The organism is Megasphaera sp. SW808, from assembly GCF_012027795.1.
Lineage (GTDB): Bacteria > Bacillota > Negativicutes > Veillonellales > Megasphaeraceae > Megasphaera > Megasphaera stantonii.
The window spans coordinates 70,727-83,663 of record NZ_SJOT01000006.1; the positions used below are offsets into that span (position 1 = coordinate 70,727).

Here is a 12,937-nt window from a genome sequence, read left to right on the forward strand (position 1 = left end):
CCTACACATGGAGGTGTCATTATGGAATTTATGTCTGCGAGAGAAGCTGCCGACAAATGGGGAATTTCCCAAAGACGAGTTGCGGTTCTTTGCTCTGAAAACAGAATTGACAATGCCACTATGGTCGGCAACATGTGGATTATTCCCACCACAGCAGAAAAACCTATTGATGCAAGAAGCATCCGATATATACAGAATGATGGCAAGAAAGTGAAACCGTTTCTAAAATGGGCCGGCGGCAAAGGTCAGCTTCTTTCCGTGATTGAAAAATACTATCCATTTTCAGATGGAAAAATCACAAAATATGCCGAGCCATTTGTCGGTGGTGGTGCTGTCCTGTTTGACATTTTAAGCAAATACGATTTAGACGAAATTTATATTAGTGACATCAACGCAGAGCTTATCAATACTTACCGGATTATTCAAGATGATATTGATGAATTGATTTCGATGCTTTCCGTTATGCAAAATGAATTTGTTCCGATGGATACGGAACATAGAAAAGTATATTACCTCGAAATGCGTGAACGCTTTAATGATTTGAAGGTAAATGGAGATGAAACTATCAATATTGAAAAAGCGGCATTGATGATTTTCCTTAACAAGACTTGTTTTAATGGATTGTTCCGTGTTAATAAAAAGGGCTTGTTTAATGTACCTATGGGTTCTTACAAGAATCCTATGATTTGCAACGAAGATAATTTGCGAGCTGTATCTGAAAAACTCCAAAATGTGACAATTATTTGTGGAGATTACAGAGAGTCTGCCAATTTTATTGATGAAAATACTTTTGTGTATTTCGACCCTCCCTATCGTCCTATTACAGATACCGCAAGCTTTACTGCATATACTAAAAACTTGTTTAACGATGAGGAGCAAATTGAGCTTGCGAAATTTGTTGATGATATGCACAAGAAAGGTGCAAAGATGGTTATCAGCAATTCTGACCCCAAGAACTCCAACACTGAAGATAATTTCTTTGAAAATATCTACTCCTCTTATAAAATTAAGCGTGTTGAAGCTACTCGTATGATTAACTGCAACAGTGAAGCGAGAGGAAAAATAAAAGAGCTGCTAATTAGCAATTTTTAAGGAGGACAAAATTATGCCATATGGAGAATATGCACAATGCCCTTGTTGTGGAAAAACAGCCTATGGCAAGGATGAGATAGAACAAGAATTTGGTTATAGAAATATGGGTGATGGTCGGTATATTCCGCAATCATATTGCCGGAAGTGTCGTGCTGCTCACTGTGAAACAGAAAAGCCTTGTAAGGTAAAATAACTGTTGAAAGGAAAAGAGTTATGGCAAGAAATTTTAATACATGGTTGTCCAGCTTTCGTGACAGCATCGCAGATTACGGATACTATATTGATTTTGGAAAAGTCCATCGCAATGTTGATGGTATCAAGGTAGAGCTGAATATTCTCAATTCCCTTATTGGCTCTAAGAATATCAAGGATGAGTTCAAGGCTCTTATAAAGAAATATCCCGAAATATTGAAGTGCATCCCTTTGTTGCTTGCAGTCAGAGCCAATGAAATCTACTGCCAGGATGAAAATGGTGGTCATTTGTATCAGTTTGATTTTAGTAAATACCCTCCGAACAGCTATGCCTATTATGAACGTTATACTTACTTTATGGAGCATACTGGACTGTTTGATTTGCTTGAAAACCACATCATCAATAACCTTGTTGACTATGCAACTGGTGTAGAAACAGGTCTGGATTCCAACGGACGAAAAAATCGTGGCGGTCATTTGATGGAGGACTTGATAGAAAGCTTCATCAAAAAAGCTGGCTTCGTAAGGAATGTAAGTTACTTCAAAGAAATGTACATACACCAAATTACCGATAAGTGGGGCATCGACCTTTCCGCAATATCCAATCAAGGTAAAATGGAAAAGCGTTTTGATTTTGTTGTAAAAACGCCTACTATGATTTATGGCATTGAAACCAATTTCTATGGCAGCGGCGGAAGCAAACTCAACGAAACTGCCCGTAGCTATAAAACTCTTGCTACAGAGGCCGACACGATAGATGGTTTCACTTTTGTTTGGTTTACTGACGGTAAGGGTTGGACAAGTGCTCGCCATAATCTCGAAGAAACCTTTGATGTGATGGACAATATCTATAGCATCAAGGACTTGGAGGACGGCATTATTACAGAGGTTTTCAAATAATGGCAAAGAAAATCACAAAATGGGAGCCGGAAGACTTTGAGCTTGAAATGACTACGCATTGGTCTTTTTCAAAACGTGGCGATTGGGCAACTCACGACGCAAAGTGGCGTGGAAATTGGTCTCCGTATATTCCTAGAAATATAATACTAAGATACTCCAAAGAAGGAGATTTGGTGCTTGATCAGTTTGCAGGCGGTGGGACAACTCTTGTTGAAGCGAAACTGCTCCGCAGAAATATTATTGGTGTTGACGTCAACGATGTCGCTCTTAACAGATGCAAAGAAAAGGTTGATTTTGAACACGAAGGTGCAGATGGAAAGGTATATATCCATAAGGGGGATGCCCGTCACTTGGATTTTATTTCGGACGGTAGTATTGATCTTATATGCACCCATCCTCCTTATGCTAACATTATTCAATATAGTGAAGACATTGATGAAGATCTATCGCATTTGAAAGTCAAAGATTTTCTTGAAGAAATGAAAACGGTAGCCAAAGAGAGCTACCGTGTGCTGAAAAAAGATAAGTTCTGTGCCGTGCTGATGGGAGATACCCGTCAGAAAGGGCACATGGTACCGATGTCTTTTGATGTAATGCGTATTTTTGAGGATGCTGGATTTAAGTTAAAAGAGCTCATCATCAAAGAGCAGCATAATTGCAAGGCTACAGGGTATTGGAAAACAAACAGCGTGAAGTATAATTTTTTGCTGATTGCCCATGAGTATCTGTTTGTTTTCCGAAAGTAAGGATCAGACTAAACCAGACTCAGAAAGTCCTTCAAAAAGCATTCTGCGACCTGAGTAGTTCCAATAAGCACAATCCTGTTCTATAAACAACCGTTTAATGGCTAACAGAATGATTTGAATTGGATGTGGGGTACTTTCAAAGTCGAGGAAATATGCGTTGATATGCGATAAATCAATATCTTCACATTCGTAAATGGAGATTAGCCTCTCTGACAGCATTGTATTCATCGGGGCACTCATTTCTGCAGCAGATCAAAGCTTCAAAAATATCATTGTGGTTGGGATTTCTGTATCTTCGATGCTTTTTGAAGTACATACCCTGCACATTTACTGTGAAATCGAATCCCTTGTTAAGTTGTGTTGGACGCTTCAAAAAAATTCCATAATCGCCGTATGACTCAACATTGTACTGATAACGAGAGGCATCGTCACCTCTGCCAATTCCCGCTTCTTCATTCAAGAAACAGGAAATAAGAGCTTGTCTCTTTTGAGCGCGATTACCAGATGATAATCTATAATTGCAAGTGTAAGTAGGTATAACTTAATCCTTCAAAAACAGTTTATATGTTTCAATTCCAAGCGCATCAGCAATGCGTTGGATGTTTTCAAGAGAGATACTTCTGCGATAACATTCGATTGCACTGATATAAGTCCGGTGCATACCGCATTTATCTGCAAAAGCCTCTTGAGATATACCCATTGCGGTTCTATATTTCTTCAAGTTAGAACCAAAAACTTTCACAATATCCATAGTTGCAATCCTCCATAATAAACATTATGATAACTTTGAATACAATAAATCTACAGGCAATAAGTAACTTTGAGAGGGGGTAAATAGAAGTGGCAATTAAGAAGATCAAAATTAGAAATTTCAAGTGTTTCAAGGGGCTCTTTGAGCTTGAGTTAAATACGGGCTTAAACATTTTGGTAGGTAACAACGAAACGGGAAAATCTACGATTCTAGAAGCTATACATATTGCATTAACAGGCTTTTATGGCGGGAGAAACATTAGAAACGAATTGTCACAGTACCTCTTTAACAGAGATGTCGTAGAGCTATATATCAACTCCGTCAATAGTGGTACTGCATCACCACCCCCCTCTATTATCATTGAGGTTTTCTTCGATGGCTCAATTAACCCCGAGTACGAAGGAAATGATAATTCCGAACGGGTTTCCTGCGAAGGATTAAGATTCCAGATTGCGTTCGACGAGAAATACACAGACGAATACAATGTTCTTGTCTCAAAAAAGAATATGATGAGTCTTCCGATAGAGTATTACGAAGTGACCTGGACAACTTTTGCTCGTCAAGCGGTTACCATTAGGGGCATTCCAGTTAAATCTGCGATGATTGACTCCTCAAATTATCGTTATCAGAATGGTTCGGATGTATATATTTCCCGAATTGTAAAGGACTTGCTTTCTCCTGAAGAAGTTACCGCAGTTTCGCAAGCACATCGTAGAATGAAGGATACTTTCATTGGTGATGATTCCATTAAGGCAATAAACGAGAGAATCAGAAAAGAATCCATGATAGTTGATGGGACAGTATCCTTAACGGTTGATTTGGGGACAAAAAATGCTTGGGAAAATAGTTTGGTTACTCAGCTTAACGAGGTTCCGTTTGGATATATCGGAAAAGGTGCTCAATGTGTTATGAAAACAGAATTAGCATTGACACATAGAAGTGCGCAAAATGCACAAATCGTGCTTTTAGAAGAACCAGAAAGCCATTTGTCTTTTTCCAAATTAAATCAACTTATTAAAGCTATCGCAGAAAAATATGGAGATAAACAAATCATCATTTCAACACACAGCAGTTTTGTTGCTAACAAGTTGGGATTGGAAAATCTATTGCTGCTGGAGAACCAAAAGATAGCTCGAATAACAGAACTCCTGTCGGCAGAATTTTTCAAGAAGGTATCCGGCTATGATACACTTAGACTTATTTTGTGCAAGAAAGCGATCTTGGTAGAAGGAGATTCTGATGAGCTTGTTGTTCAGAAAGCGTATCAATCCCAAAATAATGGCCGATTACCTATAGAAGACCAAATAGATGTAATTTCCGTGGGCACCTCTTTTTTGAGGTTCTTGGAACTTGCTGATGCACTCAATTTATCTGTTGCGGTTGTAACCGATAATGATGGTGATGTAGCAGGCCTTGAAAAGAAATATGCTGACTATATTAAAGAAAATAAAAAAGATAAAATAACAATCTGCTACGACCAAGTGGAAGACACTGGCACGCTTAAGATCGGTAAAAAGCCGTATAATTACAACACCTTGGAGCCAAAGATTTTGAAAGCTAACGGGAACAATATCACTCTATTTAATTCTATTTTGGGAACAGATTACAGCACAATTGAAGATTTGCAAAAGTATATGAAGCATCACAAAACTGAGACTGCATTAGCAATTTTTAACACGGACGAAGAGGTTGTGTTCCCAGCATATATCATGGAGGCAATTAGAAATGAGTAACAAGCTAATTGTTGCAGCCGCTGGCTCTGGCAAAACGACGCATCTTGTCAATGAGGCTCTAAAAATTGCTGATGAGAAAGTCTTGATCACTACATTTACAGAAGCGAATGAAAATGAGATTCGGAAAAAGTTTTATAAATTAAAAGGATATATACCAAACAACATTACCATTCAGACTTGGTTTTCGTTTCTTATCCAGCATGGTGTAAAACCGTATCAAAGCGTGATTTACGATGGCAATGTAAGGGGGTTATTGTTGGTTAATCAAAAGTCTGGATTGCGTGGCTATAACAGATATAAACGGCCAGTGTATTTCGGAGAAAACGACCCGAGCAAGTATTATTTCAGCCAATCTCATCTAATATATTCAGATAAACTTGCAAAATTTGTAGTGAGAGCGAATGAATTAACTAATGGACTTGTAATAAAAAGAATCGGGAAAATATATTCTCATATTTTCATAGATGAAGTCCAAGATATGGCTGGATATGATTTAGAAATAATTAAGTTGCTCTTTGGCTTGGACACAAACATATTATTGGTGGGCGACCCGAGACAGGTTACATATCATACCCATGATGAAGCTAAGTATAGACAATACGCTGATGGAAATATTGTGGGATTTATCGAAAAAGAATGTGCTGGCTACTTAGTTGAAATTGATGATACAACTCTCAATAAAACGTACAGAAACAACAAGGACATCTGTTGTTTTGCAAATTCCATCTACCCGCATTTTAAGCCATGTGAATATGAAGGACAAGAGTTAACAAATCATGATGGAGTGTTTTTTGTTTCGTCGGTAGATGTCGATGGCTATTTAGAAAAATACAATCCGGTGCAGTTACGAAACTCAAGGAAAAAAGTTGTTAATCAGAATTATCCCGTGATGACATTCGGAGAGTCTAAAGGATTGACATTTGACAGAGTTTTAATTTACCCGACAACGCCAATGGTTCAATGGCTTTTTGACCGCAAAAAAGAATTAAAAAACCAAAGTCGTTCTAAATTATATGTTGCAGTAACTCGTGCAAAATACAGCGTGGCAATAGTCCTTGACAACACGAAAAATCAAGTTGCTGATGGAATATCCAAGTACCAAGTCTAATGCTTTTGAATAATGTCGTGGCAACACCATGGGAACAAAAAATCAGATAGCCCCTACTATCTGAATAATGAAAAGAATACCAATACTCAGGGCTAAATCTCATAAGCAAATCTGTTTAGAAAACATCTAACAGGAGCGAGTGGGAATAATAATTTGATTTGGAGTTTAGTGAATCTCAGAAGTCTTAGTATATTAAGATTTCTGAGATTTTTTACTTTTGAACAAAATAGTTGTACAATGCAGAAGATAAGTTAATTTTCCAGTAATTTGCATAGTATGTTGCGCCATTATGTGGCAGGAGGATGATGAAATGAGTAATGCGAATGGCTGTAAACTTAGCAAATTCATCGCTTTAATTTTGCGGCATAAGCCGGAAGTCATTGGGATTTCTCTGGACGAGCATGGCTGGGCTGAGGTCGATGCATTGGTTGCCAGTATTGCGGAGCGGCAGCCTTTTACGAGGGAAATGCTGGAAGACATCGTGAAGACCGATAGTAAAGGACGATATTCTTTTAATGAAGACAAGACGCTGATTCGAGCTAACCAGGGCCATTCTGTTTCCGTCGACGTGGAATTGGAACGAAAGCGGCCGCCTGTCGTATTGTGGCACGGGTCGGGAGAGAAATACGCAGCAGCTATCGACGTACAGGGATTGATTTCTAAGTCGCGTCTGTACGTGCATTTATCTGCTGATTACGAAACGGCTGTCGCCGTAGGCCGACGGCACGGCCGGCCTGTTGTATATCAAATCGATACGAACGCCATGGCGGCGGACGGCTATGTATTTTACCTGTCCGTCAACGGCGTGTGGCTGACAAAGGCCGTTCCTGCAAAATACATAAAGCGCGTGCCGGATGGTAAAAAGATTAAATAGCGATAGAAAAAATCTCCTCGTGAAGCTGGTTATCAGTTCATGAGGAGATTTTCGTATTGAGATGCAGCGTGTTAAATGGGACTGTTTTTTATATTTGCAATAGCCTGCTCCATAATTCCCGGCACGTCGGCGCCGACGATATCCAGATTTTCTGCCGCAAAGCAGAGGACTTGAGGAATGCCGTAATAAAGCGTGGCTAAGGCTTTTACGTAGTCGTAGCCCAGGTTGTATGGGCCGATGGGGCCGCCGGCTGTCGTCACGTAGAGGATGCGGCCGGCCCGGCACAGGCCGACGGGAATTCCTTCTGGCGAATACGTGAAAGTGACGCCCAATACGGTAATCTGCTCAAAGTGTACGCGCAGGATAGAAGGGAAGGCCAAGTCCCAATAGGGGGCGGCAATGACGATGTCATCTGCTGCGGCAAACTGACGGGCGTAGTCGAACATTGGCGACGACATAGTATGAGAGGCGATAAGGGCGTCTCTTTCTTTCAGCTGTTCCCAGTCAAGGGGGTGAAGGGGTTCCTGATACAGATTGATTTCCGTTACCGTTCCGGATACTTTTTTCAATACTTCCTGAGCCAATGCAAGAGTACGGGATTGGGGGCGGGGACAGGCATTGATGAATAAAATGTTTTTCATGAGATATCTCTCCTGTTCATAAGATTACCTTTACTATAATATACTATATACTGCCGGTGCGCATGAGCTTGGGTATGCAAAACGCGGTGCGTCAGACCGAATCGGGAAACAGGCTGGCGATCAGTTCTTCGATTCGCTGGGCGTCCCTGGTTTTTTCCGCTTTCTTTTGCTGTTTGAGCAGGGCGCGCCGTTTATGGCGGCGCATATGCCGGTCCGGCCTTTCCATGCGGCGCTTCGTGTAGGTCAGGAACTCCTGCATGACCGGCGGCAGCTGCTCGAAGGGGATTTCCTTTCTCGACGTGCACAGCTCGTGCAGATATACGTAACCCAGGGCGTAGCAAATCGATTCGACGTAGAAGTCTTGAATATGGTAGCGGGCGTACTGCTCATATATCGCCGCCTTGGGCCGAGCCAGTATATCCTGCGTATTTTTGTGATACAAGAGAATCGTGTCGTCCAGGGCGGATTGATGGAGAGCCCACGATTCCGCGGCAGTTTTTATGATGATAAATCCCAGCTTACAGCGGCACGTCACGCCCGTTTGCCGGCAAAAGAGGTCGATGTCGTCTTTTTCATGCTGAAAGAGAGCTGCTAACGATTCGGGATAGGTTGCGTAAGTGGATCTGTACTGCATAGCCCTCGTGCCTCCCTGTGACGTATTTCTGATAGATATATTCTGATTCCATCGTACCAGCCGGAGAGGAAAATAGCAAGGCCGGATATGCCGTTTTTGAAAGCTGAAAGCCCCTGCGTCGAGGAGGAAAACTCTTGACGCAGGGGCTTCTGCATGTCGGATTACTGCAATTCTTCGGGTGTCGGTTCTACGCCGAACCATTTTTGATACAGCTTCGTATAGGTGCCGTCTTTTTTCATCGCTTGCAGCGCGGCGTTGATTTCTTTCAGTTCTTTTTCATTGCCTTTGTTGATTGCCATGGCGGAGCCGGCTAATTTCTTCGGTTCGCCGACGACTTTGAGATCGGAGAGGCCGCCTTTGGAAATATAGTACAAGGCTACGGCTTTATCGAGGGCTGCCGCTTCGCTGGCTCCTACCTGCAATTCCTGCAGGCATTGGTAATTGGCGTCGAACTGCTTTAATACGGCTCCTTGCTTTTCAGCGAAGTCCGCCGGCTTGGAGCCTGCCTGGACGGCGACGGTTTTGACGGCAATGTCGTCCCAGCCGCGGATGTCGGTGTTGTCCTTACGGACGACGATGACGGAGCCGCCGATATAATAGGGATCTGTAAAGTCGACCTGCTTTTTGCGCTCTTCCGTTGCGGACATAGCCGAAGCGATGAGGTCGATTTGGCCGCTCTTCAGGGCCGGAATCAGGGCGTCGAAGCCCATGGTCTTGATTTCCACTTTGCGGCCGAGTTTTTCGCCGATGGCGTTGGCCAAGTCGATATCAAATCCGACGTAGGTGTCGTTTTCCGTCATTTCGAAAGGCGGAAAGGAAGGCTCCGTACCGACGATCAGCGGCTTGTCGGAATGCGTTGCCGTTTCGCTGCCTCCGCAGCCGGTAAGGGCAGCTGCCGTTGTCGTGACCAGCAGCGCCGCAGTAATCCACTTTTTGTTTATCAACATAGTTCATACACCCCTTTTTTAGAACATGAAATAATTATACACTTATTTTGAAAAAATACAATAGCCTGCGGCAGCTGTTTTGCCGTGCAGCCCTTATTTTTCAACGTAATGGGATGCCGCCCTTAAGAGTTTGGTTTTATCGACTCGCCGTTTCATAAGAAGATATTTCCAGAACGTAATGTATATAAACATTTATTGAATATTTTATCTCTACCATAGGGCTGCCTTGACGAGTAATCCAGCAATATATGCCCCATTAATATGATAATAATTTTCTAAAAACGGCAAAATAGAGGCGCTATGTTGATGAAAATAATGGAATATAATGAAAATACATGGGAGTATAAGTATGTGTACGAATATGACATATATCCCGTAGACACATTTATGTGTATTTTTACAAGAGACATAAAGCTAAGAGAAAGTGTAAAAACTTTTAAATTTTAAACAGCATATACCTTAAAATAACGAATATAGGCCTTGAAACGTAAGATAATAAAGCAATAACGAGCATATTTTGAGAATGTTAAAAATGTAACAAATCTGTTGACAGTGGACAGAAAAAAAGGTATAGTGAGGATGTAAAAAGCGAATTGCTCATTACGGATAGATGCAATGAGCATTATGCATATCTCATGTCTTTATATATTTAGGAGGAATAATTATGAGTGAAGAACGAGTTACCCTTGCGATGGTCAAGGAAGCGCAGGAACGGTTGAAAGGCGTTGCCCAGAAGACTGGCTTGTCTTATGCGACATCTGTCAGCGAAGTGGCTGGCTGCGACGTATGGCTGAAATTGGAAAACTTACAGCGTACCGGTTCCTTCAAGCTGAGAGGCGCGTATAACAAAGTTGCTTCCCTTACGCCGGAAGAACGTGAAAAAGGCGTTATCGCCGCATCGGCAGGCAACCATGCACAGGGCGTGGCATTGGCCGCCAGCGTATACGGCTGCCAGTCGACGATCTGCATGCCTAAACATGCTCCTCTGATGAAAGTAGCCGCTACGCGCGGTTACGGCGCAAACGTCGTCCTCCACGGCGATTTCTTCGACGAAGCTGCCGCTAAAGCCGTAGAATTGACGGAAAAATACGGCTACACCTTCGTACATCCCTTTAACGATCCCCAGGTTATCGCCGGCCAGGGTACGATTTCTCTGGAAATTCTCGAAGATATTCCCGATATCGACGTCATCGTAGCTCCTATCGGCGGCGGCGGATTGATTTCCGGCCTGGCTGTCGCAGCTAAAAACATCAACCCGAAAATCAAGATTATCGGCGTACAGACGGCGAACATGCCTTCCATGAAAGAATCCATTGAAAAAGGTCAGATTTTAACTGTCGACGGTAAAGCCAGCTTAGCCGACGGCATTACGGTAAAAACGCCGGGCGACTTGACCTATGAAATCTGCCAGAAATATGTCGACGACATCGTAACGGTCGACGAAACGGAAATTGCCGCAGCAATCCTCTGGCTCATCGAACGCGTTAAGACTGTTGCAGAAGGCGCCGGCGCCGTACCGGTTGCCGCTCTCATGAACGGCAAGGTTTCCGGCATCCGCAACAAGAAGGTAGCGGCTCTGGTCAGCGGCGGCAACATCGACGTCAACAGAATGTCCCGCGTCATCAACAGCGGCCTGCTCCGTTCGTGGCGCAAGGTCTTCTTCGAAACGGTCATTCCCGACCAGCCGGGCGAATTGGTTAAATTGATTTCCATCATTTCCAATTCCAACGCGAACATCCTCTCCATTACGCATGAACGCAGCCAGCACAACATCGGCATGGGCTATACGGCAGTTTCGTGTGAACTGGAAACGGCTAACGAAAAACATGTAGAAACATTGTTCGAAACGCTGAAAGACAACCACTATCACGTTACGTTGAAATAAGCCCTAAAAGGAGGTCTTTATCATGGAAGACAACAGCAAATTAGAGCGTGGGTTAAAGCCACGCCACGTGGAAATGATCGCCTTGGGCGGTACGATTGGCGTCGGCCTGTTCATGGGCTCGGCCAGCACGATTCAGACTGCCGGTCCGTCCGTATTGCTCTGCTATGCATTGGCAGGCTTGGTTATGTTCTTCATCATGCGTATCATGGGCGAAATGCTCTATCTGGAACCGGTAACGGGCTCCTTTGCTACGTATGGTCATAAGTATATTTGTCCCTTTGCCGGCTACTTGACGGCATGGTGCTATTGGTTCCTGTGGGTTACGGTAGGTCTTTCGGAAGTAACGGCCGTAGGCATTTATGTTCACTTCTGGTTCCCCGACGTTCCCCAGTGGATATCGGCCTTAGGCGGCATGCTCATCGTAACCTTGGCTAACATGGCTGCCGTTAAATACTATGGCGAATTCGAATTCTGGTTTGCCATTATCAAAGTTACGACTATCGTCGTCATGCTCGTCGTCGGCGCGATGATCATTCTGTTCGGCTTCGGCAACAACGGCGTGCCCCTCGGTTTCTCCAACCTCTGGTCTCACGGCGGCTTCTTCCCCAACGGCTTCGGCGGCATGATCAGCGCAATGTGCGTCGTCGCGGCGGCCTTCCAGGGCGTCGAACTAGTCGGGATAACGGCCGGGGAAGCGCAGAACCCGAAAGAAACGCTGCGCAAAGCTACGAAAAACATCGTTTGGCGTATTCTTATCTTCTACATCGGCGCTATCTTCGTCGTCATCACCTTGTATCCTTGGGATGAACTGGGCATGCTCGGCAGCCCCTTCGTAACGACCTTCGCTAAAGTAGGCGTTACCTCCGCCGCCGGTATCATCAACTTCGTCGTACTGACGGCTGCATTGTCCGGCTGCAACAGCGGTATTTACAGCTCCGGCCGTATGTTGTACACCTTGGCTGAAAACGGCCAGGCTCCGAAATTCTTCGGCAAATTGTCCTCTCACGGCGTACCGCAGCACGGCATCATGGTCACCTTAGCCTGCTTGCTCTTCGGTGTTGTTTTGAACTACCTCATTCCTGATTCCAAGTTGTTCCTGTACATCTACAGCGCCAGCGTATTCCCCGGTATGGTTGCCTGGTTCGTACTGGCTTACTCGCAGAAGAACTTCCGCAAACGCTGGGGTGAAAAAGCGATGGCTGAACACCCGTTCAAATCGCCGCTCTTCCCGTACGCTAACTATTTCTGCCTTATCTTCCTCGTTCTCGTTACCATCGGCATGTGGGTCAACCCGGATACGCGTATGTCCCTTATCGCCGGCTGGACCTTCATGATCATCGTTACGGCCGGATATTTCCTGGCTGGATATCGTAAGAACGAATATAATGAAGACGGCACCTTAAAAGCAAAACACTAATTCATACTAAAAGGAAG

Annotated in this window: 13 protein-coding genes; 9 read left to right on the forward strand and 4 right to left on the reverse strand. The window is 43.6% G+C overall.

What is annotated here, in order from left to right; all coding sequences use genetic code 11:
* The first annotated feature begins 21 nt into the window (after nt 1-21).
* From E0L13_RS03820 to E0L13_RS03835, 4 genes are read left to right on the forward strand one after another with little or no spacing between them, the layout of a single operon-like run.
* Nucleotides 22-1,092 carry a DNA adenine methylase gene (locus E0L13_RS03820; RefSeq protein ID WP_168060420.1) on the forward strand — a complete coding sequence of 357 codons (1,071 nt, stop codon included), beginning with the start codon at nt 22-24 and terminating at the stop codon, nt 1,090-1,092.
* A gap of 13 nt (nt 1,093-1,105) precedes the next feature.
* Entirely contained in the window at nt 1,106-1,285 is a 180-nt protein-coding gene (locus E0L13_RS03825; protein WP_168060421.1) for a hemagglutinin, read from the forward strand.
* A gap of 20 nt (nt 1,286-1,305) precedes the next feature.
* The gene (locus E0L13_RS03830; protein ID WP_168060423.1) at nt 1,306-2,184 is read left to right on the forward strand and encodes a type II restriction endonuclease; all 879 of its coding nucleotides are present in this window, start codon (nt 1,306-1,308) and stop codon (nt 2,182-2,184) included.
* On the forward strand, nt 2,184-2,930 hold the full coding sequence (locus E0L13_RS03835; RefSeq protein WP_168060425.1) for a DNA methyltransferase: 747 nt from the start codon (nt 2,184-2,186) through the stop codon (nt 2,928-2,930). The genes E0L13_RS03830 and E0L13_RS03835 overlap by 1 nt, the downstream gene beginning before the upstream one ends.
* 541 nt (nt 2,931-3,471) lie before the next feature.
* On the opposite strand, the gene E0L13_RS03840 is transcribed toward E0L13_RS03835, so the two are convergent.
* Nucleotides 3,472-3,681 (reverse strand): helix-turn-helix transcriptional regulator, encoded by a 210-nt coding sequence (locus tag E0L13_RS03840; RefSeq protein WP_168060427.1) that lies wholly within the window; start codon nt 3,679-3,681, stop codon nt 3,472-3,474.
* An 89-nt stretch (nt 3,682-3,770) separates the two neighbouring features.
* Here E0L13_RS03840 and E0L13_RS12010 point away from each other — a divergent pair, with 89 nt between their 5' ends.
* The 3 genes from E0L13_RS12010 to E0L13_RS03855 all read left to right on the forward strand — a co-directional run bounded on the left by E0L13_RS12010 (nt 3,771) and on the right by E0L13_RS03855 (nt 7,396).
* Entirely contained in the window at nt 3,771-5,414 is a 1,644-nt protein-coding gene (locus E0L13_RS12010) for an AAA family ATPase (RefSeq protein ID WP_168060429.1), read from the forward strand.
* Nucleotides 5,407-6,522 carry a UvrD-helicase domain-containing protein gene (locus tag E0L13_RS03850; protein ID WP_168060431.1) on the forward strand — a complete coding sequence of 372 codons (1,116 nt, stop codon included), beginning with the start codon at nt 5,407-5,409 and terminating at the stop codon, nt 6,520-6,522. Before E0L13_RS12010 ends, E0L13_RS03850 begins: the two co-directional genes overlap by 8 nt.
* Before the next feature lie 310 nt (nt 6,523-6,832).
* Nucleotides 6,833-7,396, forward strand: coding sequence for an RNA 2'-phosphotransferase (locus E0L13_RS03855; protein ID WP_206081508.1), 564 nt, complete (start codon nt 6,833-6,835; stop codon nt 7,394-7,396).
* 71 nt (nt 7,397-7,467) lie between these two features.
* On the opposite strand, the gene E0L13_RS03860 is transcribed toward E0L13_RS03855, so the two are convergent.
* The 3 genes from E0L13_RS03860 to E0L13_RS03870 form a co-directional block, all read right to left on the reverse strand.
* Nucleotides 7,468-8,037 (reverse strand): NAD(P)H-dependent oxidoreductase, encoded by a 570-nt coding sequence (locus E0L13_RS03860; RefSeq protein ID WP_168060435.1) that lies wholly within the window; start codon nt 8,035-8,037, stop codon nt 7,468-7,470.
* A 91-nt stretch (nt 8,038-8,128) separates the two neighbouring features.
* Nucleotides 8,129-8,671: a hypothetical protein gene (locus E0L13_RS03865; RefSeq protein ID WP_168060437.1), complete on the reverse strand. Its 543-nt coding sequence runs from the start codon at nt 8,669-8,671 to the stop codon at nt 8,129-8,131.
* A 161-nt stretch (nt 8,672-8,832) separates the two neighbouring features.
* A complete protein-coding gene (locus E0L13_RS03870; RefSeq protein WP_168060489.1) occupies nt 8,833-9,612 on the reverse strand; it encodes a basic amino acid ABC transporter substrate-binding protein in 780 nt (259 codons plus the stop codon).
* Nucleotides 9,613-10,282: 670 nt separating this feature from the next.
* On the opposite strand from E0L13_RS03870, the gene ilvA reads away from it, so the two are divergent.
* Nucleotides 10,283-11,503: a threonine ammonia-lyase gene (gene ilvA / locus E0L13_RS03875; protein WP_168060439.1), complete on the forward strand. Its 1,221-nt coding sequence runs from the start codon at nt 10,283-10,285 to the stop codon at nt 11,501-11,503.
* A gap of 22 nt (nt 11,504-11,525) precedes the next feature.
* The gene (locus tag E0L13_RS03880; protein ID WP_087476910.1) at nt 11,526-12,920 is read left to right on the forward strand and encodes an amino acid permease; all 1,395 of its coding nucleotides are present in this window, start codon (nt 11,526-11,528) and stop codon (nt 12,918-12,920) included.
* Nucleotides 12,921-12,937 lie beyond the last annotated feature (17 nt).